Here is a 23,540-nt window from a genome sequence, read left to right as displayed (position 1 = left end):
AAGGATGCATTCGATTGCCGATTCGAAAGCGAGCCTTCGGCCTTTTGCGGTGCGGGTTTGAACTAGGCTGGCACGGGGTGGATTCGCGATGCCGTTTGACTGAAGCTAGATGGCTCCGAGCGCTTCGCGCGTGGCGATGACCTCGATTTGCTGGTTGCGCACGTCTTTGCGCATGCGAGCGAAATTCCAGAGCGTCATGCCGAAGCAGAAGGCCGTATAAGCGAGCGTAACGATGCTCTTCTGGGTTTCGAACAGGGGAACAACGCCTGCCTTGCTTGCGAATGCATACGCCATGATGAGCAGATAGGGGACAAGGAGCACGTATTCGAGGCGATAGTAGCGCGCTACGATGTAGCTGCATGATTTGAATAAGCGCTTGCTGACGATGAACAGCGCGATGCCCGCGTGCATGGCTATAAGCGCTCCGAAAAACCACGGCATCGGGGCGAATTGAAGCAGCGTGATGAAACCGAACGTGAACAGCGCTGCAAGAGCGAAGAGTACGAGTCCCGTGCTGGTGGTGCGGGGTATGTCTGCCATGGCATCCCTTTCTTGTCAATCAGAGAAGATATACCCTTTTTTCACCAGCACGGAGGGCAGGCCTGCGATATTCGCGAAAAACGCATTACTCGTAGGGGTTTTCCCGCGATCCGCCTGCGCGCTTCGTTGTCGCACGTCGGCGGTTCAGGCTCGCAAGCGCACAGGCGAGTGCGCCCGCGCCTATGCCGATCAAGAGCGTGAGCGGGCCGAAGTTGCTATCGCCTGTTGCGGCGAGCTTCGAGTTCGCGCCGCCTTTTCCGGGAAGCGGTTTCGGATCGGATGGGTGTGTCGGATCGGAAGGCTCGGGGGTCGGTGTCCCGACGGGTTTCCACTGGGCGTAGAGCGTCTTGTGGCCATCCATGATTATCCTGTCGTCGGGTGCGAACGAGGCCCCGCTTCCGTCGGGCCGCTCGTTCCACGAAACGAACGTGTGGCCTTCTCGCATGAAGCCTGACGAAGCTCCTTCGGCATGATTGTGGGGAAGCACGATTGCTTCGGACCCGACAGCGTAGGTTCCTACAGGATCGGCGATAGTGCCGCTGCCTCCGTTGGGATGGTAGGTAAGCGTATAGTATTCTACGGGCGCGAAAGTGACGAACCCGACGTTGAAGCGGTACGCCTCGTCTGCCTCCACGTCGAACGGGGCGGTGGAGCCGCTTTGTGAGAATTTGTTGCCGTCGATGCTGTCGGCAACGACGTTTGCGGTTATCTCCAACCCGTCGGGCGTCTCGACGGAAAGCGTATATCCTGATCGAGCGGGAACATCGGGGATTTCGTAGCGTCCGAACTCGTCGGTTACATACGTCCCCATCTCGCCGTCCGATCCGTGCAAGGTTATCGGCACGTTTTCGAGCAGCTCTTCGCCGTCATCGCGCACGCCGTTGCGGTTCTCATCCATAAAGGCTACGCCCTCGATGCCTACGATCGATAGGATCACCTCGAAATCGAAGGAAAACTCGTAATTCGACCTGACGTAGGGGTTGGAGATGTAGCTTCCGTTGAGGCCGAACGCAAACTCGTCGAACGTGATCGAATCGCCGCTGCTGCCCGAAGGCCTAAGGATCGGCAGGTCGGCCATGATGTCGTCCATCATTGCTTTGTTTGCTTCGGTGCGATCGCGGTACGACGGATACAGCAAGCGGGTTCGCTCAACGGGAGCCGTTGCTATCTCTTCGCTGACGTTGAGATACGGGTTGAGCGGATAGCGCGTATCGTCGAACGTAATCAAGAGCGACCTCTCGTAGAGCAACTCGTTTGCAAGCGCCTGCATGACGGGATCGGTTTCAAGGATCACGTAGGAGTCACCGACGCGATCGAACGGACCTTTCGAAAAATCGAGACGATCTGCACTGAACGTCCACCTGCTGTCGTCGAAAAATATCTCGTGGGCGAGCACGTCGTCAGGCAGATCGGAAAGGGAGTCGATTGAAGGGTATTCTTGCTTATACAGTGCAAGCAGCGCATCGGACATGCTCATGCCCACGAGGTTTTCGAAATCGTAGAGGTAGTACGCCTTGCCGTTGTACGTCTCGTCGGGGAAGTACTGGCTGAAGCATTTTCGTATGGCCACCGAATCGGTGCGCAAAAGCTGTTCGAAGGGGCGGTATTGCGGGCTCACGCGGTAATCGACTATCTTGAACGAAGCATCGTCGCGCGAGTTGGCAATGCGGAATTCTCCCCTGACCGCGTTGCCCGGTGCATACGAGCGCGTATTCTGGATGTATTCGAACAGCGATTCCGAATGCGCGCTGATGACGGGTCCGTCCTGCTCGGGCTCGAGCTTCGGCATCTGCTTTATAGAAAGCGTGCGGCTTTCATCGAAGGATATCGATTCCGCAGCCCGTTGTGCTTCTTCTTCGTTTGCGAATACGACCGATCCGTCGGATCCGTTGACGGTAAAGGTGAGAGGAACGGTGAAAAGCCCGGGTCCGACGATTTCGAGCTGTACATTCACCGTTTCGGTTCCCACGTCGAATTCGACGTTCTTGCCGGCAGATGCATCGGTAATCGTAAAGAGCGCTTCGTCTTCAGGGGTTTTGCCTTGGATGGTTGAGCCCTCGTACAGGCCGCTTACGAGAATCGATGGCGCACGCTGTGTAAGCGTGAGGTAGAACTGCGTAGCGGTTTGCCTGCTGTTTACCGTAACGGTATGGGGGTTTTGGACATCGGGTTCGAGCGTATCTTCAAGCTTATGGGTTGTGCCGTGGCCGTTCGGGTGGTATGTACCTGTAGCCGTTTCGTACAGGCTGACGGAAAGCGCGTAGGGCATCGAGAAGTCTTGGATGTGTATCGAGTTCGCGGCTTCGTCGGTCGGCTCAGTGCCGATGAACGGGTATCCTGCGTTGGCAAGCGCAGTTTTTGCCGCTTGCGTCGTATCGTAGGATGCAGCGGGGACGTAGTACGTCTTCCGCCACCGGTTCGTCTCGTTCGGCATGTCCTGTACGGTCCCGTCGAGCACGTCGGGAACTTCGGCATAGGCGTGGGCGAGCGGAACGCTAGTCTCTATCGAGAAGGCGCGCGCTTTGTAGGCGAGGTATTTCGGTGCGCGGTTGAGCGTAACCGTCGTGGTGCCGCCGTCATCGGCTTGGGAGACCATTCCCTGTTCGCCGTTGTTGTTCACATGCGACCACGAGCCATTTGCGCTATGGGAGAACGTGCCGACTACCTTATGGTATACAAGTCCTCCGACGTTGCCCGTGCGCTGAGGTGAAAGCAAGGATACGACGTATTCGTAATCGGTGCCATCGCTAAGTGAGGTGGCGGATGCCGAGAAGGTGTAGTAGCCGCTTTCCTCGGTGGAGCGCGGCAGGGTGATCCAGGTATCGGTGCCGACTTCGCGGTACTGCATGGCAGCCGAGCTGAAATACGAGGCAGTAGGAACTTTGAAGGAGAACGTGTCGTCAAGTGAGCGCGGTGCAGCTTCGCGGGCCGAAGATGCAGGGTTTTTGGCCGTACGATCCATCACTGCATCAAAGAGTTCGTTCGATGTCGTATTGCTCGGACTGTCGCCTTGTTCTTCGCCCTCGGAATCTAGGGGTGGCGCTTGCTCGTTGGTTTCTTCTTGATCCCCTCGAGCTTCTCCTTGCTGGTGCTCTGGATTGTTGGATTCAGCCGGTCCGTCAGCGGTTTGTGCTTGGATAGCGGCCTCAGATGCGACGGCTGTATCCTTCGCATCATCGGCGCTACTCGGAATTGCTGCAAATGCGGGGCTCGCCGCAAGGGTCAGAGCGAGTAGGGCGGCGCAGAGGGCGCGAACTGCTTTCGTAGCTGGTTCCTCTCGTGTACGTTTCCATAGTCGTTCGATGGCATGCTATGCGGGAGCCTTGAGCGGTGATCGGCCTCTTGTGCTGAAAGCCCCCAATGACAACGACACCGTGAATAGGGAATGTATTATAATACTTACTTATGGACATATTGGGAAGTTATTATGTTTTATCTTGACAAAATCACTAGGGATATATACAAGAACTTGCATGTTCGAATGCCCTGGCATCGTGGGAGATAGCGGGCGGCAACCGCAGCGTAAACCACTACAACGCAGTCCGATCCCGTTACCCCGTTCAATTGCTACCGCTCATCTCCCAAATAAGTATGATGTTACATTTAATTTGTGGAATAAGTTACAAATATACGTTACATAACGTATTCTCTTTTACATCTGTCGTACTCAGTGGTGCGCGTCTGCGAAATGCGGGCATGCAAGGAGGGAACTCTATGAGGATCGTGACTACGTTTCCGCGTGCGGTGATTGCCGCGGTGCTGGCATTGTTCTTGGCAGCCGCGCTGCCGATGGCGGCGCTTGCCGAGGGAGTTGCCCTGGGGGCCGATACACAACCAAACGTGCAGCAAACCCAAACCCCTTCGGACTCCAGGGGCGAGGAAGCCGGTTCTGGTGATGGTGATTTCGAAGGCAACGACACCGATGCGCCTCAACGGGGGCTGGCGAACGGCGAGGGTGCTCAGGACGGTACCGCTAGCCAGAATGCCGCCCAAGGCGAGGTGCCGTCGGCGGTAGAAACACGCACGGATGAGACGGAGGCCGTTTCTGAGATCGTCATCGATCAATCGGGCGACTCAACGCTTTCTCTTTCATCTGACGGTACGTTTACCTTATCAGGGGCAACGTCTGGCTCGGGGGCGTTCGATGGTAACACTAAACTTGCCTTGGAGCCTGGCATCGAGGGAACGCTCACCATCAACGGAAGCGGCACGCTTGCAGGTGCCCAGCTTATGGATTGGGATCAGCACGATTGGACGCTTTTCGGCTTGAGCGTCATTATCGCTTCAGATTCCGTCGTTGAGTTCAGCGGTCCCCTCGACTGCATCGACTTGACGGTTTTAGGAACTTTGAAGTCGACGTTGACCTCAATCGGTGATGAGTACATCGACCATTTGATAGGCGTGTACGGCGTATTGATGGTTCAAGGCGGTGCGATCGACGTGCAGGTAAGCGGCGCTTCGTACCTGTCCTCGATGATAATGATCGACGCGGGGCATCTTGCTGACTGGGATACCGAAGCCGAAGAATGGATTCTTCCCACCTCGCGTGTGGACGGAGGCGGAAGCGTTACGGTTTCTGCCGACGGTGGAGAGACGGGCGGCACAATGCTCCGGCTCAATTTTACGGAGTTCGCGATAAAAGACGCATCCGTCACCATGGCCTCAACTGACGGCTCGTATGCGAGCGGCATTGTGGGGTATGCGCCGAGCAGGCTCTCTCTCGATGGCGGCTCCATCACGATGAGTTTGTCTCAGGGCTTAGGCATCAACGTTAACGAAGCGGTTCTCGGTGCTTCAGGTTCAATCGACATTGAAACGGACCTCCAGGGCATGTTTGCGGAAACGCTTCTGATCGGCGATGAAGCCAATCGGAGCAGCGCTACCATTGACATCGTGTCCGGCGATATGGGAATCGAGGTTGCACGAAGGACCGAGATATTCGGTGTGGGCAAAGAGGTTCCCTCCGTAACCGTATCGGCGGGAACTCCCGAAGAATGGGGGTGGAAGGGGGCAATATTCCGCGGACCGCATATCGTTAACACGAAGGTCTCGGCTGATATGGTGAGCAAGGAATCGACGGGTATGCTGCTCTCGCTCATGATGGCGCCGGTTCCGACCTATGCAACGCTCGAAGCTGAAGAAGAGCAGCCTGTCGGCATCGTCGACAACGCGACCATCGTCGCGAACGGCACCGATGTGGGTTTGGAGATCGACGGCGAGCGGTTCGAGTTCACGAACAGCGCGTTCGATACCTCTGCGTCGGGAAGACCCGCGGAAAGTGAGTTCGCGCTTCTCTCGACGCCCGTCACGTATCCCACGGCGGCTATCCTGAGCCATCCTGGCAAGGTGTTTGTGGACGCTACCTCGATTAAGGCTGACGGTGCGACATACGGCTGGCTGAGCGCCTGCTATGAGCAGCCCGACCCGCCCGATCCGTACACCGTTCGGAATAGCGGCGAAGACGACTACGATAGCACGCGCATCTATGCGAGCAATGGATCCGACATAGCGGCTGTTGGCGATGTGGCGGGTATCGCGCTCGCCGGTTCGGTCGAGTCTTCGTCGGGTTCTGAGGTCGTGGGAACATCGCGCCTTGTCGACGTCTATTCGCCTGATGCGAACGACGTGGCTGCCATCGACATTTCGAACTACGAGGTTGGGAAAAACGAGATCAAAGCCAACGGCGGTACGGTGACCGAGTGCTACAGCATCCCGGTGAGCGACGCGCTCGCCGACAATGCGAACGATGCTTTCAACCCGTATGCGGGCAGTTGGCATATGGTCAAGCCGTCGAACTACGCGTGGTCTGTGAACCATCCCCAGGTGCTTTTCGCCGCGCACGATACCGGCGTGTATACGACGTCGGGTACCGGAAGCGCCGAATCAGGCCTCGAGATCACGGCAACGCGCACGGCGAATGCAGCGGGGGAGAAGGTAGTTGTAGGTCCTGAGGGCTCTTCGCACAACGTCGTGCTGCTTGCGGGCATCAAGCCACAGGATACGGTTACCTATCTTGTTCAATTCGAGCCGAACGGCGGAGCGCCCAAACCGGCCGATCAGACGGTGGCACGCGCCACTGCGGCGATCGAGCCGTCGGGTGCCGAAAAACCTGTGCTCGAAGGCCATACACTCGAGGGCTGGTACGCAGACGAGGCGCTTTCGACGAAGTGGGATTTCGCCGATCTGGTGATGGGCGACATGACGCTGTACGCGAAATGGGTTGCAGACGACCCCGTGCCACCCGGGCCGATCGATCCCGACCCCGATCCCGTCGATCCGAAACCGACTGACCCGAAGCCGATTGACACGGGCAAGGCACTTGCCCGAACGGGAGACGGTCCTGCGCCGATCGTGGCTGCTGTGCTTGCTGCCATGGCTGCTGTGGTGCTCGTATCGGTAACCGCGAGATATCGCATGCGTGATAATAACGTAACGAATTAAGCAATAACCCGTCCGGACGGTACGATGAGGGCGAATCGACGAAAGGGATGATCCGCCGTGAACGAAACCGTCCGTACGGTTGGTGCGAAAACGATAGCGTGCGCAATGCTTGCCTTGACAGCGCTTTGTGTGTCGATGCCGCTTCGGGCCGAGGCTGCCGAGCCTGTCGATGCGGGGCCTTTCACGGTCGAGGGACCCGAAGGCGGCTATGTCTACGAAAACGGTAAGCTCGTCATCTCGTCCGATGGCGTTACCGTACTTGGGATGGACGGAGCCAGTGCGGCGGATGATGAGGGAAACGATATCCATATCGAAGCAGGCGTCTCACGTGTTACCTTCGAGTCGGGCGTTTCGATCGAATCCCTTACCGACGAAAGATCCACGACGCTGTGGCTGAATGGCGACAACAACGCGATACAAACTCTCGATAGCGCTCGCGATACGGTAGTGCGGGGCCCGGGAAGCGTCACGATCGGTTCGTGCACGGGAGGAGCCGATATTACCGAGGCAACGGTTTCGCTCACCTCGTCTATCGGTAACGTGACGGTCTGGAAGGGCGGGACCTTGGTGTTGGGCCCCGGCGCGCAGGCAAGGGCGATTACCGTTTTTGGAGGCACGCTCGACCTATCGCATGTGAATGCGGTCGATCCTGTTTGGATGAACGGCTACTCGATTGGAAGTGCGGCTGTAGCGACGTCTGTGGTCGTCCCGTTTGGGACGGCGGGAATCGACGAGCTGATCTCGGCGACCAATCGCATCGTGGCAAACGCAACCATAGATGTGTACTCGGACGGCGAGAAGGTGGGGCACCTCGAGCAGGACGGTACGGTGTACTATACCGCCACAAGATCGGTCACCTTCGTCGGTTTCGATGGCGAAGTGCTGAAAGCCGAGCACGTGCGTCTGTTTCAACCCGCACAAGCTCCTGCGGTTCCCGAAGTGCCCGGATACGAATTTCTCGGATGGGACGGCGTGTTCGACCGCGTTTCGCGCGACATGATCGTAGCTGCTCGATACGAGGCCCTTTCCGCGCCGCCCGACAATTCGTCGGGCAATCCCGACGATCCAAGCGACGCACCAGGGAACGACTCGTCGGGTGCGGTTCCGAACGGCCCGTCTGCGGCGGACTCCCATGCCCCTGCGGCTGGCGGTAGGGCAACGGGCGCTTCTGCTGAGAGCTCCTCGCTTTCCGCGACAGGCGATCCTTTTGCTGCAGTTGTCGGCATGCTGGCGTCTCTCGGCGGAATCGGCGGTGCAGCGGGTCTTTTCATGCGCCATACTATGAGGAAGTCGAGCTAGGCACAACGCGTGTGCGTGCTCGTCGATCGAGCGCATGGCAGGAGGCGGGCCCATGGACGAGGTAGGCGTCGAACAGATACGGCGTTTTAGGTTGCATTCCCACCACCTCGATATGGCGTATCCGCTGACGGATGCTGTGGGTGCGGCAGGTGCTTGCGGGCTGCAGAACTCGCCTCCCAAAGCGTGGGAAACGGCGTTGTACAATCGCGTGCCCTCGTGCGATGCGGCGGAGCTCGATCGGTTGCTGCTCCGAGATAAGGAGCTTGTCCAAGCGTGGAGCTTCCGGGGTGCGCCCATTGTGTTTCCCGTCCGAGATGCCGCTTCGTTTCTGACGGCGCTGGTTCCCCAAGGGGATGAACCGTGGATCTATACGCGGGGCATAACGCTTGCCCTCGATCATCTTCAGATGAGGTTCGACGAGCTGTTTGAGCTTCTCCTGCGGGTAATGCCGAATTTGGACGAGTGCACCATCGCAAGCAAAACGGCACTCGATCAGACGCTGGCCTCGTGGGTGGCTCCCCTGTTGCCTGCCGATACGCGCAAGCGATGGAACGATCCCTCGATGTACGGAAGCCCCGATACGCAGACGGTCGGGGGTGCCGCTGTGTCGTTTCTGCTGCGACCGTGCTCGTTTTGCGGCCTCGTGGTATTCGGGAAGCGCGAGGGAGCAAGCCCCACGTTTACGTCCTACAAGCATTGGCTTGGCAGCGAACTTTGCGCCGGCGACGATGCGGCAAAACTGCTCGCTCGCGCGTTTCTGCACTGCTACGGCCCGACGACGCCCGATGCCTTTGCGAGCTGGCTCGGCTGCTCGGGTAAGCAGGCGCGCCGCATGTGGGCGACGGTGGCTGAAGAAACGAAGCCGGTGGGTGTGCGGGGAAAGAAGGCGTTCATCTTGGCCGCCGACCGCGAGGCGCTTTTTGCCCCGGCATCTTTGAAGCGCGAGCTTCTGCTGCTCGGGCCGCACGATCCGTACCTCGATCAGCGCGATCGCGCGATCCTTCAGCCTGATACGTCGCTGCATACGCGCATATGGAAGACCGTCGCGAACCCTGGCGCTCTCGTGCACCGAGGCGAGGTGGTCGGCGTGTGGACAAGCAAGGCGAAGGCAAAGGGCATCGAAGTCACGGTGTCTGCATGGGGCGATCGCTTCGACGAGCGAGATTTGACCTGTCTTATCGAGGAGTATGCAGCCTTTCGGGGGCGCGAGCTTCTCGGCATTCGTCGGTGATCGAAGCGAATCGCGAGGCAAAGAAACGGCGACACCCGAGCCCAGAATCACTAACGGCTGCCCACCAAAAGGTGACCAGCCGTTAGTGGTGCGGGTGAAAGGACTTGAACCTTCACGAGATTGCTCTCATACGGACCTGAACCGTACGCGTCTGCCAATTCCGCCACACCCGCATTATGCGTTCCGACCTGAGTCGAAAGCAAGAAAAAATGATACATGACCCCACGGACCAATGCAAGGACGAGTTTGAATCCCAGCGAAACCGGACAAAACCGCACAAAACCGACCGAAATCGAATAAAACCGCACGAAACCAAGCGAAAATCGAGCGACGCCGAATAAAGCCGCACAGAACAAAACCGAACTAAGCCGCGCGATCGTCGCACAACATCCAGCGAGAAAGGTGCAGAAAGCCAATTCGAACCCTGCAGGATGGCCGTTGCGTCGCAATCCGGGGGGGGCTCCGTTTCAAGGCGAGGCGAATTAGGGAATGTACACCCTACGTCGTTTTGCGACGATTATTCCCTGTTTCAGAAGCATCGGTTTTTTGCGACCAGGCGAAACACTTTGAACGAAGGCAAATCAGCCGTCTCTTTTATCGCAAAACGACGTAGGGTGTACATTCCCTAAATATGTCGGTGTCAAACGAGGGTCCACAGTGCGCTTTTCGGGCATCGGGATGTTCCCGCAATGCGACCCTCGGAAGCGCTGCGGTCGTTGGGTTGTAGGCGGTCGAGCCCTATTTCTTTTTCAGTACGTTTTTCATGAAGTAGGCGAGCGCGATGATGACCGCCGAGATGCCGACGCCTTCAAGCAGTACATTGGTCGGCGTATCTCCCCCGACAACACGGCCGAAGAAGTATACGGCGAGCGCTACACCGACGATGGCGATGAGCTTTTCCTTAAGATCGTTGAGCGTGTGGAACTCGAGCCAATGGGGAAGAGGCAGATCGTCGGAGATGAAAAGCGAGTACAAGCCGAGTGCCATCACGTATAGCACGACGGCGAGCAGGAATATATCGGCTAGCTCGACGAATTCGACGAGGAGCCCTTTGGTGTCGAGGGTGCCCTGGATCGTTTCGATGACCACATGCCCTGTGGTCAGAAGAGAAATGACGGTAAGCACGATGGCACCGAGCAGTAAGCCCAGCACGGGGCCTATCGCAATGAAGCGCGACCATCCTACAATGAGGTCACCCCGCTTGGTTTTTCGCGCCGCTTTCTTGGCGTAATCCTTCTGGCTCAGTCCCTCGGGAAACGATACTTCTTCGTCGTAGGTTCTCGGTGAATCGGATACGGAATCGTTCGTGTCGGCAGTTGGGATTGTTTCGTGCGGCATGGGGCCTCTGCTCCTTGTCGGTCGTGTGCGAACTGACAGGATACTATAGTTCGAAGATTGCAACGGCGGGGTTCGGTTTTCTTCGAGGGAAGCGCGCAAGCATAACTATACGTGGTACACTCAGGTATGGGGTACGGAACGTATCATACGAATGGGCAGGGAGCAGACCTGGGTGAGAACTCTTTTTTCGCAATATCGCACGTCTGATGCACGACGTTGCTCCAAGGCGACGAGGTCCTCGGGATTCGGCACGGTTCTTCGCATGCTTCTGGTGGTCGCTTTTGCTGTGTTGCTCAGCCTCTGCGCAATGCCTACCGTACAGATCTTCGGCATCGGCGCCGCCTATGCTGAAGGGTCTGAAGCTGCGTCGGCTGCAACCAACGATACGGCTCAGCAGGCGACGCATGGCTCGAAAGACTTGCAACTCACCGCAGAAGAACGGGCTTTGGCTTTTGCAACGCCTCCGTTGCGTGTGGGCGTGCTGCCCGGTCGCGAGCCGATGAGCTACCTCGATGCGTCTGGCCAAGTTGCCGGGGTCACGCGCGATGTGCTCGATCGCATTGCTCGTGAAACGGGGTTGACGTTCGAATACGTTATGCTCGAAAGCAGCGATGCCCTCCTTCAGCAAGCCAAAGACTTACAGCTCGACTTTATTGCAGGATGCGAGGACGTCGAGGGAGCGAGCGGGGAATTCGGATTTGCTTTGAGCGAGCCGTACAGCATCACGCGGGCGGTAGTAGCGTTTAACGCGTCGTATGCGTACAGCGATCTGTCGTCCGAAATGCCCATGGCGGTTACCTTCGACCGCGTCGAACAGTACGAGTCGCTGGGGTATACGGTGCTCTCGTATTTGACAGCAGCTGATTGCCTTGCTGCTGTAGACAGGGGCGATGCTGTGTATACATACGAGAATTCGCATGTGATACCGTTGGTTTTGGACAACGGATCCTATAGCAACGTGCTTACGGTCGACGCAAGCTTTCAGAACGTGAACCTGTGTTTTGCTCTCAGGGAACCGCATGACGAGCAGGTATTGGCCCTTCTCGACAAGGCGATCGAATCGATTCCAGCCCGAGATGTGATATCCCTCGTCTACGATCACACGTATTCGAACCGCACCTTCACGTTTCGGGAGCTTATCAGCCAATATCCGACCGCATTCGCTCTGATCGTATCGGTGCCGCTTCTCGTTGTGGTGGCAGCGCTCGGGTTTATCGCCTTCACGCGCTCGCGCGCGGCGAGCCATGATCCGCTCACGCAAATGCTCAATGCGGCGACGTTTCGCCGAAAGGTGCTGTCGAAGCTGCGTCGCAGCGAGCATGGTGCCGTATGCTGCCTTCTGATACTCGATATCGATGATTTCAAGCAAGTGAACGATACCTACGGCCATTTCGAGGGCGACCGCGCTTTGAAAGCGGTTTCTGCAGCGCTGAAGGCTGCATGCGGAAAGGGCGAGTACGCAGCGCGCATGGGAGGCGATGAATTTCTCGCGTATTGGGAGGAAGACAGCCTTGCAGCGATCGAAAAGCGAGCCGATGCGCTGTTGCATGCCGTATCTGCGCACGTAGCCGAAGTCGAAACGATCGCCGATGAGGTGACGGCGAGCGTGGGCATCGCAAGCGCGCGCCCCGGAGAAGATTACGACGATTTGTACCGTCGCGCCGATGCTGCGCTCTACCACGGCAAAGAAGGCGGCAAAGGATGCGCTTCTATCGACGGGTAAGGGAGGCGTTGTGCAGACGAGCAAGGTAAAAAGCCGTTAGCGGTCGATGGCGTTGAACCCGCCACTCGTACGATCGATGCCCGGGAGCGGCCGAAGCACGTACGGCAAGTTCATCGAACCGGGTTAGTACTCACCGCTCTTCTCTATGCGATCGATGAGTTCCTGCCTACCGCCGGTGATCTCCATTTTCGAGTAAATATGGCGCACATGGGTTTGTGCGGTGCTTTTTGCAATGAACAGCTCATCGCAAATATAGGGGATGCTCCGCCCCTTGAGCAGCAATTCAAGGACTTCGGTTTCACGGGGTGAAAGGCGGTACGAATGTGCAATGGTATCCAAAGTGGACATTTTGTAAGAAGGCCCTTTTTCTCCAGACGACCCCTGTATGTCGAAATCGAAATACTGGCCTCCCATTTCCTTCGTCTCGTTGGCAAACCGCGATCCGTCCGACATTTGCCACGCCATTGCAACGAGCAAAAACAGAGAAACAATGCTGAGTGTTGCGACGTAATCAAAGCCGGGCTGCCGTATCGAGGTCAGAAACCAAGCGATAAGCTCCCCGACGGCGATACCTGCCAGCAGGGTGAGAAATCCCTGCGCGTACACGCGCAGAAACGGCAGCTTCCATTTTTGCGTGATGTTTCCCATGACGATCCAAAAGAAGACCATGAAGCTTCCGAATCCTGCAAACGCGATGGCCATGCAAAAAAGAGCGATTTCGGGGCTTGCAAACGGTAAGAAAAAAAACGCTACAGCTACGAGAATTGTAGCGGGGCGATAAGCGACAACGGGGTTTTCCCGGTGGATTCTCTTAACCATGTACACCGAAAGTGCAATTTCGATAAGGAAGAACGCGCCGACGTTGATAACGCCCGGCACCACCGATAAAACCCACACGGATTCTGTTTCAGGAAGTACGTGGCCAGCCAAGACGAAAAGCATTCCATAGAGGCCTATTGCCGCAGAAAGCTCTCGCCCGTACGGATGAAGAAAGGTGCTGCAGTTAGGGCGCGCAAACTTCGTTGGATGTTCCTGTTCCTGTTTGGTCATCTCGCTTGAATGCGGCGTGGCTGTGGCCGACTCTGCGTCGGATCGAACGCCTTCGGGTTCTGCCTGTTTCGAGCGCAGCGCGATCCAGCACATTGCCGAAGCGATGGGCAAGCACGCTCCGATAAACAGTGCGAAAGGTTGGGGAACGGCAACAATGCAAAAGTAAAGTACGCAGCCGCAGATGGCGCCGGCAGCTGAGGCCACGACGCGTTTTCTCAATCGAATCTCTGAAAAAGGCAGGGCCCAGCCAAAGCAAAGCGCTACAACCCCGAAAGCGACGAAAGCTGCTCCGAGGTCGTCCATGAACTGGTGAGATGCGAAGCGGTGAAGCAATACTCCGAAAAACGCAGCGGCACAACCCGCAATGACCGGTACGGTGAATCGCAGATTTCTGGAGCCTCCAAACCTTTTTGCTGCGAGGAGCGATACCGAAAACAGGATCGCGGTGCAGGCGACTGCGACGAGTCGCCAGGATATGCCTTGGGCAATGAGTGTCGGGGCCGCTGAGAACACCGGCGAAACGGCAAGCAAGAGCAGCCAGCAAACTGCAGTGGCCGTACCCGCCATCATGCGTGTGTCGCAGCTTTCCTGTAGATTGTCCCACCATGTGGCTAGCATTGTGCACCTCCATCGGTTTTATAGTCGCATAGCGGCGAAATCGGGTCAATCGTTGCTTTTTACCGATGCATTTTCCTGCGAATACACACTTCGCATCGATGGTAAAACCCCGTATTGATGCCAAGCTTAAACCATGATTGAACCGATGATCGGAGGGGTTTCATGGAAGAGACAAGAAGGAGTTTGAGTAGGCGCAGCTTTTTGGGATTGGGCGCCGCATCGATGGCTGCTGTGGCGGGCGCAAGCCTCGCTGGATGCGCACCGCAGGAATCCCAGGCGGTAGCTGACGCGAAAGCTGGAACGAAAACGTATTCATGGGAAACGGAGCCCGAGGCGATTGGTGAGACCGAAAGCAGGGAGACTGTCGACGTTGTCGTGGTAGGCGCTGGCATGGCGGGTCTTTCTGCAGCTTGTTCGGCAGCGGAGAAGGGGGCGAGCGTTCTCGTTCTTGAAAAGACGGGTATTGCGAATTTCCGTGGCATCGACTATGGGGCTATCGGAGGAACTTTGCAGAAAGAGGCTGGCATCGACCTTACTTCGCGCAAGGAAGACGTGTTGCAAGAAGTGCTTCGTTGGGGAGGCCATCGGGGTGATTATCGTGTGGTGAAGGCGTGGGTGGATCATTCAGCCGAGGCGCTCGACTGGGCTGCGAATATGCTTTCAAGCCATGGCGTGACCGTTGCGCCCATGCCTGAGGAAATGCAAGTCATCCCCGATGCGTGGTACGAGCACTTCGCGACCGATGCGTTCCAAATCGTTCCGACCGAAGAGCTTATAGCTGAGGGGGCCGAAGCGGGTTATGAACCGCCATTTGCCATCGGATGGGCAAAGGCATTTACCGCTTACGCCGAAGAACTTGGGGTGGAGATTCGTTTCAACGTAACAGCTGAGCAGTTGGTGCGCGAGGGGGACGGGCCGATAACCGGTGTCATCTACAAAGACGGATCCCGGTACGCGCAGATCGATGCGAAGAGCGTGGTGCTTGCTGCGGGCGGTTACGGAGCCGATACCGAGATGATGGATGCGTTCGTTCCCCATCACGAAGAAGACGTATACAATATCACGACGCCCGCCCACAATACGGGCGATGGAATCCGCATGGGCGCATGGGTGGGGGCTTCGATCGATCCCGCTCCCCATTGCCCAATGTATTTCGACGAGGGTGTCGAAGGGCTTGAGCATATGCCCTCGATTCCCTTGACGCGTCAGCCGTGGTTATACCTGAACGATTTCGGCGAGCGCTTCTGCAACGAGGACATGCCCTACGCATACGTCTGCCGTGCCCACAATGCCCAGCCGCGTCATATGAAGTGGGTTATATGGGATGCGAAATGGGAGACCGACGGGCCGGCTATGGGCATGGTTGTGTGCAAGGATTTCCGCTCGCCGCTTCACAACCCCGAAGAAGTACAGCAGTTTATCGAAGGGGGGCAGATTCTATCGGCCGATACGATCGACGGACTGCTGGCGAAGATGGAAGGCATCGACCAAAAGACTGCTAAGGCGACGATAGGGCATTATAACGAGCTGTGTGCGGCGGGAGTCGATACCGATTTCGGCAAACGCGCGCAATGCCTGAGCTCGATCACCGAGCCGCCGTTTTATGCTGTGCATTCGGGTACAACACTCCTGATTACGCTCGGGGGTCTGGAAATAAACGAATACCAGCAGGTGCTTGATGGCGATAAGAATCCGATCGAAGGACTATGGGCAGCAGGCAATTGCTCGGGAAGCTTCTTCTTCGACGACTACCCGATTACTATTTCGGGAGTAAGCCATGGGCGAGCATGTACGGGCGGACGTCGCGCGGGTCAATTCGCCGCTGAACGGGCGGTGGGTGCGTAGCGATCTGTTGCACCAAACGAAGTATTGAGTCCGCTGCACGGCGTGAAGCTGTGCAGCGGACTTTTCAGCGAAGTGCGACTAGGTTTTCCTTGAGCGAGATATTCTGTAAGAATTCGAAGTAAGAATTCAAGAACACATTCCTGCTTGTTTTGGCAAAGCGCGGCGTGCGCTATCATAGTGCAGCCGGTACGTTCGGCATGTTTTGGGCGGTGTTGGAAGTGGTGAGCTATGAACCATCTATTCGGAGAGCTGTCGATCGGGTCTTTGCGGGCGAAGAACCGGTTTGTGCGCGCGGCAACCTACGAGGCGCTCGCCACCGATGACGGCCACCTCACACCCGAACTGCTCGCGATTTACGAAGCGCTTGCCGAGGGTGGTGCGGGAACCATCATCACCGGGTACGCGTACGTGATGGCCGACGAGCATCCGAACCCGAACATGATGGGCATCTACGATGATTCGTTCGTGCCCGAATACCGCGAACTCGTCGATGCCGTGCATGCGCACGGGACGCGCATCGTTTTGCAGATCGTCTACGGAGGCTCGGGAAGCAAGCTCGATCCTCCGAGCAAGCGCATCCTCGGCCCCTCGGCACTCGCTAACCCGAAAACGGGTATCGTACCCGTTGAGGCGAGCCTGCGAGACATCGAGGCGCTTGTCGAGGCGTTCGCCGCCGCAGGACGGCGGGCGTGCGAAGCGGGCTTCGACGGGGTTGAGCTGCATGCGGCGCACGGGTATCTGCTGAGTCAGTTTTTGAGCCCGTTTTTCAATCGGCGCACTGACGCATACGGCGGATCCGTCGAGAATCGGGCGCGTTTGGCTATGGAGGCCGTTGAGGCGATTCGGGCATGCGTTGGTTCGGATTTTCCGATTATGGTGAAGATCAACAGTTCCGACGGTATCGACGGCGGCTTGACCGAGGCCGAGAGCCTGGCGGCAGTACGGTTGCTTGCAGGGTGCGGAATCGATGCTGTCGAGGTGAGCGGCGCGTGGCGGTCGTGCAGGACGAAGGACTTCGACGGAGAGCCCTTCTTCGCTGAGTACGCGAAGCGGCTTGCTGACGTTGTCGACATTCCGATCATCCTTACCGGCGGCAATCGCCGGTTCGAGGCGATGGAGCGCCTGGCTGCGAGCGGGGCGGTCTCCGGTTTCGGGTTGTGCCGACCGCTCATATGCGAACCCGATCTCGTGCGCCGATGGGGTGCCGATACGCAGGCGATTCCCCGATGCGTCTCGTGCAACGGCTGCGATGCCACGTACGGTCATCGGTGCATCCTGCCGAGCGCATAGGCTCAGGCGTCCGCTTATCGGCGGCTTGCTTTGCGGAGCGCTTCGGTTGAGCAACCAGGTCGCGTGCGGTGCATCGGCTTTTTTGCACAGTGCGCGGTGAGGCGCTCAATTTGGCCGCTGTTCGTTCGCGAAGTCTTTGGCCCTGCGTTTTGAGGTATCATACCGTTCATGAGTGGGACGTTTGGCCATGCGCTTGGTTCGTTCGGGCGTACGACCGCAATAATTCGCGCACGAAGGAGAATCCATGCAGTACATCCATTGCTTGAACAACATTTCGAATTACGGCACCGACCTTTTGCCCGGCTCCTACGAGCTCACCGACGAGTTTGGCAAGGCCACAGGCGTCTTGGTGCGCAGTGCCGCGATGCACGACATGGAATTCCCCGAGAGTTTGCTCGCCATTGCCCGAGCGGGTGCAGGCGTAAACAACATTCCGCTCGATCGATGCGCCGAAGAGGGTATCGTCGTCTTCAACACGCCGGGTGCCAATGCGAATGCGGTGAAGGAAATCGTCATCTGCGCGCTTCTGCTTGGCAGCCGCGGTATCGTCGAGGGCATCGAGTGGTGCCGCGATAACGCCGACGACGAGAACATCGCGAAATCGGTGGAGAAAGCCAAGAAGGCGTTTGCGGGCCGCGAGATACTCGGCAAAAAGCTCGGCGTGATCGGCCTCGGTGCCATCGGCGCGCAGGTTGCCAACACGGCGATCGATCTCGGCATGGACGTGTACGGCTACGATCCGTACGTGTCGGTAGGGGCGGCATGGCGCATGGCGAGCTCCGTGCATCACGTGACCAACCTCGACGACATTTTCCGCGAATGCGATTACATCACCATTCACGTGCCGGCGGTCGAGGGGACGATCGGCATGGTCGATGAGCGGGCCTGCTCGCTTATGAAAGACGGTGCGGTGTTCTTGAACTTCTCGCGCGACACGCTCGTGAACAACGAAGCCATGGCTGCCGCGCTCGAGTCGGGCAAGGTGCACGCCTACATCACCGATTTCGCTACCCCCGACGTCATGAAGATGAACGGCGCGATTGTGCTGCCCCACCTCGGTGCGTCGACGGCTGAAGCCGAGGACAACTGCGCGATGATGGCGGTACGCGAACTCGTCGACTACATCGAGAACGGCACTATCGTGAATTCGGTGAACTATCCGGCGTGTGACATGGGCGTCTGCCCCGAGGGTGCAGGTCGCGTCGCTGTGTTCCACGAGAACGTTCCCAATACGGTCAGCCAGATCACGAACGTGTTCGGAGCAAGCGGCGTGAACATCGAGAACCTCACGAACAAGTCGAAGGGCAACCATGCCTACACGCTGCTCGATCTTTCCGAGCCCGCTCCCGAAGAGGTTGTCGCCAAGCTTCAGGCGATCGAGGGGGTTCGCCGCGTGCGCGTGGTGTGCTAGCGGTTCCGTAGCGCAAGCGTTCAGGTTGTCGTATCATAGCACCCATGGCAAACGGACTCACATATTCAAGGCTGACCACCTCGACCGAGGCGACCAAGCAGTTGGCGGCAACGCTTGCTCCGTACCTGCGCGAGGGCGATGTAATCGTGCTCAACGGCGATCTCGGTGCGGGTAAAACGCAGTTCGTCCAAGGAGTCGCCGCGGGCCTCGGCATTGTGGGGCCGGTTACAAGCCCGACGTTCAACATTCTTTTGAGCTATATGGACGGCAAGCTGCCCCTGTTCCACTTCGATCTGTATCGGCTCGATCGCTCCGATCAGCTCGAGGATATCGGGTATTACGAGACGGTCGACGGACCGGGTGCGACGTTCATCGAATGGGGAGAGAAGTTTCCCGATGCGCTGCCGTACGGCTATCTCGAAATAGACATCACGGTTAACGACAGCGGCATCAGGACCGTGCAGGCGCACTCGTTCGGCGAGCGCTCGCGCAACCTTCTGTTCGTGTGGGCGAAAGATTCCAAATCGCGTCTCGCGCAGACTCAATAGCCGCTTCGGCGAGCGTGATGATCGGCGCGTAATCGGCGAAACCTGAGAAACGAAGACAGGCAGCATGAACGAACAGAACACTTCTTACCTCCTTGCGTTCGATACGGCAAACGAGGTTATCGCAATCGGACTCGGCATGCTCGATGCCGATGATTTGGCCATCGTCGAGGTGGCTTCAGTTGAAGTCGAGGCGCATCGTGCTTCGAATACCCAGCTGTTGCCCCGGATCGATGCCCTGCTTGCCGAGCACCGTATCGGCCGGGATCAGCTTGCGTGCATCGTCTGCGGACGGGGCCCTGGATCGTTCACGGGGGTGCGCATCGCCATGGCGACGGCGAAGGGAATCGCTTCCGCACTCGAAGTGCCGCTGTACGGCATCTCGACGCTCGACGCCCTTGCATGGAATATGCAGGATGCGGGGCTGCGGGGGTCTGCGGTCGTCGTGGCAGATGCCATGCGCAAAGAGGTGTACCCCGTACGGTTCGAACTGACGGATGCGGGCATCGAGCGCCTCGAAGCGGACAACGTGGTCAAGGCGGAGGTAGCAGCAGGGAGGCTTACGAACGCCCCGTCTGCGTCTGTCATTGCGGGGGATGCGCTCAAGAAATACGCCGAACTGTTCGAGGCGTGCGGCCGCTTCGCCGACGAGGCGCTGTGGACGCCGACTGGGCACGGCCTGTTGCTCGCAGCCCAGGCGGCGTGGCGCAAGGGCGCGATCGACCCGTTTGATGCGGCGTTCGGCAACCCCGCGTTCGCCCTGCCCGTATACACGAGGTTGTCAGATGCCGAAGAGAACGAGCGCATCCGTCTGAGCAAGAACGAGCCGAAGAACCTGCGCACCGGCGTGCAGGATGCGGGCATACGGCGCGACCAGCGTGCGACGGCGCACGATTCTGCCATCGCGAACGCGCAAGCCGATGAGAACGGTATCGTCTACCGTCCGCTCGACGCAGCCCATGCCGGGGCGGTAGCCCGGCTGGAGCAGGAGCTTATGGGATCCGATGCCTGGAGCGAATCGCTCGTGCTCGACGAGCTTCCGCGCAAAGATCGCGTGTGGTGGGCGGCCTTCGCGCCGTCCAAGGGGGGGAGCGCTTCGGAGTCGCATGCCTTGTCTCATCAGCTGGTGGGCTACGCAGGCGGCTGGATCGTCGACGGACAGGTGCAGATACTCAAGGTCGCAACCGTTCCCGAGGCGCGCAGGCGCGGCATCGCCCGCGGCTTGCTTGCACGGGTGGCAAGCGATGCGCGCGATCTCGGGGCGAAGGGCTGTTCGCTTGAGGTGCGCGCCTCGAACGAGGGAGCGCAGGCGCTGTATGCCGCCCTCGGGTTCGAGGTCCTCGGCACGAGGCCGAAATACTATTCCGACCGAGAAGACGCCGTCATCATGGAAGGCCCCTTGCCGCTTAACCATCACGATGTTGCCGGTATGGAACTCATGGTGCACGAGAGCGCTGGCGCCTGCCGAGTCGAGCCCGCTGCGGAATCCGCATTCGCCGCATCGGCCGCCTCGCCGTCTGCTTTGGCGAACGGAGCCGCGTCTGCGGCCGCATCGGCCGCAGTGGGGGAAGCCCTCGCCTCGTCCCAGCCGCTCATTCTCGCCATCGAGACGTCGTGCGACGAAACGGCTGCTGCCATCGTCGACGGAAGCGGTTCGCTCGTATCCGATGTGGTTGCTTCCCAGATCGATTTCCATGCGCGTTTCGGCGGTGTGGTTCCCGAGATCGCAAGCCGCAAGCACATCGAAGCCATCTGCGGTGTGACCGACGAGTGCCTCGATGTCGCCGCCGCCCGGCTCGAGGTACCCCGTCTCAGATGGCGCGACCTGTCTGCTGTGGCGGTCACGTATGCGCCGGGGTTGGTGGGTGCGCTTGTCGTGGGCGTTGCGTTCGCGAAAGGGGCCGCGTGGGCGCTCGACGTGCCGTTCATCGGCGTAAACCATCTCGAAGGACATATCTACGCTAACAAGATCGCCACGCCCGACATCACGCCGCCGCTCGTCGTGTCGCTTGTTTCGGGTGGCCACACCATGCTCGTGCACGTGAAGGCGTGGGGAGAGTACGAAACGATGGGCTCGACGCTCGACGACGCGGTGGGCGAGGCGTTCGACAAGGTGGCGAAGGCCATGGGCCTCGGGTATCCGGGCGGGCCGGTCATCTCGAAGCTCGCTGCCCAGGGTGATCCCGCCGCCATCGATTTCCCGCGGGCAATGCTCCACTCGGGGGATCTTCGCTTCTCGCTTTCCGGTCTCAAAACCGCCGTCATTACGTATCTTCACAACGAGGAAGCGGCGGGGCGCGTAGTGAACAAGGCCGATGTGGCGGCGTCGTTTCAGCAGGCTGTCATCGATGTACAGGTTTCGAAGGCCGAGATGGCGCTCAAGCTTACCGGTGCGAAGGAGTTCTGCCTCGGCGGCGGCGTGGCGGCCAATCCTGCATTGCGCGCAGCATACGCGGCGCTGTGCGAGAAGCTCGGCGTGTGCCTGACGCTCCCCCCGATGAGCGCGTGCACCGACAACGCAGGCATGATCGCGCTCGTGGCGCTCGATCGCTTCCGCGCGAAGAAATTCTTCGGCCTCGATGCCGATGCGCATGCCCACGTAAACATCGACGAGCCGTACTAAAGGAGGAAAGGACACAAAGGGACGGTCCTTTTGTGTTCCTCTCTTTGTGTTTTCATCGAACATCGCAGAATGAATAGGGTGGATCCGCGACACAGAAGGACCGTCCCTCTGTGTCCCCTCAGAAGGACCGTCCCCTTGTGCTCTTGCCCTTGTGCTCCCAAAATCTCCGATGGCTTTCGGGTGCTCGGGCTAGGCGCATGCCTCCCGCTTCGCCCGCGTTGCGGCGAACGCGTCGGTGAGCGCTTCCTCGAAGGTGGGATGGGGACGGATGACGGCTTCCATCTGCTCGATCGTGAGCCCGTTTGCGATGGCGGAGGCTGCTTCGCCGATGATGTCGGTGGCGCGCCCGCACATGAGATGTGCTCCCACAACTTTTCCGTCCTGGTCGGCGATCACCTTCATGAAGCTGCGGTCCAGATCGGCGATCACGGTTTTCGCATTGCTCGCAAGCGTGTACTTGCCGATGGAACTTGAACCTGCGTCTTTTGCATCGGCCGTCGTTATGCCGACGGTTGCGATTTCGGGGGTAGTGTACACGCATGACGGAACGACGGCAAGGTCGATCGCGCACGGTTCTCCTGAAATCGCCTTCGCGGCGATCGTGCCTTGAGCGGAAGCGGAGTGCGCCAGCTGCGGCTGCACGTTCGTCGCGTCGCCGACGGCGTACACGTTTTCGACCGAGGTGCGCATATGGTCGTCGACCGCAATATGGCCGTGGTCCAGATCGAGCTCGAATCCGTCTATGAACAGATCATCGAACGAAGCCTCGCGTCCGGTTGCCACCAGCACGGCGGCTGCCTCGACGGTGTGGGCCTCACCGCATCCGTCTTCGTAGCACACCGATAGGCGGCCGTTGTCGGTCTGCCCGATGGCCTTGACGCGCGATCCGGTCGCCAGATCGCACCCGCGTTTCTTCATGACCATCGCAAGGCTCTGCGAAAGCTCTTTGTCCATGGTGGCAAGCACGCGGTCGTCCGCCTCGATTACGGTGACCTTCGTGCCGAACGAAAGGTAGATGCCTGCGTACTCCATGCCGATGAAGCCGCCGCCCACGATGACGAGGCTGTCGAGCTCGGGAACCGTATCGAGCATCTCGTCGGAATCGTACACGCCCGGAAGGTCGATCCCGTCGATCGGCGGCATGGCGGGGGTCGTGCCCGTAGCAATGACGAGGGTGTCAGCCGAAAGCTCTTCGGTTGTGCCGTCTTCGAGCTCGACGACGATGCGGTCGGGTCCCGAAGTCGACGCCGTACCGTACAGCACCGTTATTCCGAGCTTGTCGAACGAGGTTTCAAGTCCCTGGTTCTGGCGCTCGACGACTTCTTCTTTACGGGAGCGCAGTATGTCGAAATCGATGGAAGCGTTTTCGATGCGCAAACCCATGTCATGTGCGTTGGCGGCATCGTGGAAGAGGTTTGCCGTGTGCAGGATCGTTTTCGTGGGGATGCACCCGCGATTGAGACACGTGCCACCGAGTGCGGATTTCTCGATGAGAACGGTGTCCACGTTGTGGCGCGCAGCTTCACGTGCGACCGCATTGCCGCCTGGGCCTGCGCCGATGATAACGAGTTCGTGATGGGCCATGA

The 23,540-nt window shown here is 58.6% G+C and carries 14 protein-coding genes and 1 tRNA gene; 9 read left to right on the top strand and 6 right to left on the bottom strand.

Annotated elements, in window-relative coordinates; genetic code table 11:
• Positions 1 to 105: 105 nt before the first annotated feature.
• Together FJE54_RS02170 and FJE54_RS02165 are read right to left on the bottom strand one after the other, a co-directional pair.
• On the bottom strand, positions 106 to 540 hold the full coding sequence (locus tag FJE54_RS02170; protein WP_139651080.1) for a hypothetical protein: 435 nt from the start codon (positions 538 to 540) through the stop codon (positions 106 to 108).
• An 85-nt stretch (positions 541 to 625) separates the two neighbouring features.
• A complete protein-coding gene (locus FJE54_RS02165) occupies positions 626 to 3,502 on the bottom strand; it encodes an SdrD B-like domain-containing protein (protein ID WP_255467284.1) in 2,877 nt (958 codons plus the stop codon).
• Between the two features lie 752 nt (positions 3,503 to 4,254).
• Here FJE54_RS02165 and FJE54_RS02160 point away from each other — a divergent pair.
• From FJE54_RS02160 to FJE54_RS02150, 3 genes are read left to right on the top strand one after another with little or no spacing between them, the layout of a single operon-like run.
• Positions 4,255 to 6,981: an InlB B-repeat-containing protein gene (locus FJE54_RS02160; protein WP_180326507.1), complete on the top strand. Its 2,727-nt coding sequence runs from the start codon at positions 4,255 to 4,257 to the stop codon at positions 6,979 to 6,981.
• A 57-nt stretch (positions 6,982 to 7,038) separates the two neighbouring features.
• Complete coding sequence (locus tag FJE54_RS02155) at positions 7,039 to 8,280, top strand: hypothetical protein (RefSeq protein ID WP_139651075.1); 1,242 nt, start codon at positions 7,039 to 7,041, stop codon at positions 8,278 to 8,280.
• 52 nt (positions 8,281 to 8,332) lie between these two features.
• A complete protein-coding gene (locus tag FJE54_RS02150) occupies positions 8,333 to 9,511 on the top strand; it encodes a winged helix DNA-binding domain-containing protein (RefSeq protein ID WP_139651073.1) in 1,179 nt (392 codons plus the stop codon).
• Between the two features lie 86 nt (positions 9,512 to 9,597).
• Here FJE54_RS02150 and FJE54_RS02145 read toward each other — a convergent pair.
• Together FJE54_RS02145 and FJE54_RS02140 are read right to left on the bottom strand one after the other, a co-directional pair.
• Positions 9,598 to 9,684, bottom strand: a tRNA-Leu gene (locus tag FJE54_RS02145).
• 565 nt (positions 9,685 to 10,249) lie between these two features.
• A complete protein-coding gene (locus FJE54_RS02140; protein ID WP_139651071.1) occupies positions 10,250 to 10,849 on the bottom strand; it encodes a YqhA family protein in 600 nt (199 codons plus the stop codon).
• A gap of 307 nt (positions 10,850 to 11,156) precedes the next feature.
• Between FJE54_RS02140 and FJE54_RS02135 the strand changes: the two genes are divergently transcribed.
• Positions 11,157 to 12,572, top strand: a complete 1,416-nt coding sequence (locus FJE54_RS02135; RefSeq protein WP_180326506.1) for a transporter substrate-binding domain-containing diguanylate cyclase — start codon at positions 11,157 to 11,159, stop codon at positions 12,570 to 12,572.
• Between the two features lie 123 nt (positions 12,573 to 12,695).
• On the opposite strand, the gene FJE54_RS02130 is transcribed toward FJE54_RS02135, so the two are convergent.
• Positions 12,696 to 14,240 (bottom strand): response regulator transcription factor, encoded by a 1,545-nt coding sequence (locus FJE54_RS02130; protein WP_139651067.1) that lies wholly within the window; start codon positions 14,238 to 14,240, stop codon positions 12,696 to 12,698.
• Positions 14,241 to 14,402: 162 nt separating this feature from the next.
• Here FJE54_RS02130 and FJE54_RS02125 point away from each other — a divergent pair, with 162 nt between their 5' ends.
• The 5 genes from FJE54_RS02125 (at position 14,403) to tsaD (ending at position 21,954) form a co-directional block, all read left to right on the top strand.
• Entirely contained in the window at positions 14,403 to 16,085 is a 1,683-nt protein-coding gene (locus FJE54_RS02125) for an FAD-dependent oxidoreductase (RefSeq protein WP_139651064.1), read from the top strand.
• Positions 16,086 to 16,313: 228 nt separating this feature from the next.
• Positions 16,314 to 17,375, top strand: coding sequence for an NADH:flavin oxidoreductase (locus tag FJE54_RS02120; protein WP_139651062.1), 1,062 nt, complete (start codon positions 16,314 to 16,316; stop codon positions 17,373 to 17,375).
• A 244-nt stretch (positions 17,376 to 17,619) separates the two neighbouring features.
• The gene (locus FJE54_RS02115; protein WP_139651060.1) at positions 17,620 to 18,786 is read left to right on the top strand and encodes a phosphoglycerate dehydrogenase; all 1,167 of its coding nucleotides are present in this window, start codon (positions 17,620 to 17,622) and stop codon (positions 18,784 to 18,786) included.
• A gap of 44 nt (positions 18,787 to 18,830) precedes the next feature.
• The gene (gene tsaE / locus FJE54_RS02110) at positions 18,831 to 19,334 is read left to right on the top strand and encodes a tRNA (adenosine(37)-N6)-threonylcarbamoyltransferase complex ATPase subunit type 1 TsaE (RefSeq protein ID WP_139651058.1); all 504 of its coding nucleotides are present in this window, start codon (positions 18,831 to 18,833) and stop codon (positions 19,332 to 19,334) included.
• Between the two features lie 64 nt (positions 19,335 to 19,398).
• Positions 19,399 to 21,954: a tRNA (adenosine(37)-N6)-threonylcarbamoyltransferase complex transferase subunit TsaD gene (gene tsaD, locus FJE54_RS02105; protein ID WP_139651056.1), complete on the top strand. Its 2,556-nt coding sequence runs from the start codon at positions 19,399 to 19,401 to the stop codon at positions 21,952 to 21,954.
• 189 nt (positions 21,955 to 22,143) lie between these two features.
• On the opposite strand, the gene lpdA is transcribed toward tsaD, so the two are convergent.
• Entirely contained in the window at positions 22,144 to 23,538 is a 1,395-nt protein-coding gene (gene lpdA, locus FJE54_RS02100; RefSeq protein ID WP_139651054.1) for a dihydrolipoyl dehydrogenase, read from the bottom strand.
• Positions 23,539 to 23,540 lie beyond the last annotated feature (2 nt).

Origin of the sequence: Raoultibacter phocaeensis, from assembly GCF_901411515.1 — a bacterium.
GTDB classification, from domain to species: Bacteria; Actinomycetota; Coriobacteriia; order Coriobacteriales; family Eggerthellaceae; genus Raoultibacter; species Raoultibacter phocaeensis.
This window is presented reverse-complemented; position numbering and strand designations above follow the sequence as displayed.

Coding starts and splice junctions, on each gene's coding strand:
- FJE54_RS02165 (WP_255467284.1), bottom strand. CDS start 3,502: ATGGATCGTACGGCCAAAAACCCTGCATCTTCGGCCCGCGAAGCTGCA.
- FJE54_RS02120 (WP_139651062.1), top strand. CDS start 16,314: ATGAACCATCTATTCGGAGAGCTGTCGATCGGGTCTTTGCGGGCGAAG.
- tsaE (WP_139651058.1), top strand. CDS start 18,831: ATGGCAAACGGACTCACATATTCAAGGCTGACCACCTCGACCGAGGCG.
- FJE54_RS02140 (WP_139651071.1), bottom strand. CDS start 10,849: ATGCCGCACGAAACAATCCCAACTGCCGACACGAACGATTCCGTATCC.
- FJE54_RS02150 (WP_139651073.1), top strand. CDS start 8,333: ATGGACGAGGTAGGCGTCGAACAGATACGGCGTTTTAGGTTGCATTCC.
- lpdA (WP_139651054.1), bottom strand. CDS start 23,538: ATGGCCCATCACGAACTCGTTATCATCGGCGCAGGCCCAGGCGGCAAT.
- tsaD (WP_139651056.1), top strand. CDS start 19,399: ATGAACGAACAGAACACTTCTTACCTCCTTGCGTTCGATACGGCAAAC.
- FJE54_RS02135 (WP_180326506.1), top strand. CDS start 11,157: ATGCCTACCGTACAGATCTTCGGCATCGGCGCCGCCTATGCTGAAGGG.
- FJE54_RS02130 (WP_139651067.1), bottom strand. CDS start 14,240: ATGCTAGCCACATGGTGGGACAATCTACAGGAAAGCTGCGACACACGC.
- FJE54_RS02170 (WP_139651080.1), bottom strand. CDS start 540: ATGGCAGACATACCCCGCACCACCAGCACGGGACTCGTACTCTTCGCT.
- FJE54_RS02160 (WP_180326507.1), top strand. CDS start 4,255: ATGAGGATCGTGACTACGTTTCCGCGTGCGGTGATTGCCGCGGTGCTG.
- FJE54_RS02125 (WP_139651064.1), top strand. CDS start 14,403: ATGGAAGAGACAAGAAGGAGTTTGAGTAGGCGCAGCTTTTTGGGATTG.
- FJE54_RS02115 (WP_139651060.1), top strand. CDS start 17,620: ATGCAGTACATCCATTGCTTGAACAACATTTCGAATTACGGCACCGAC.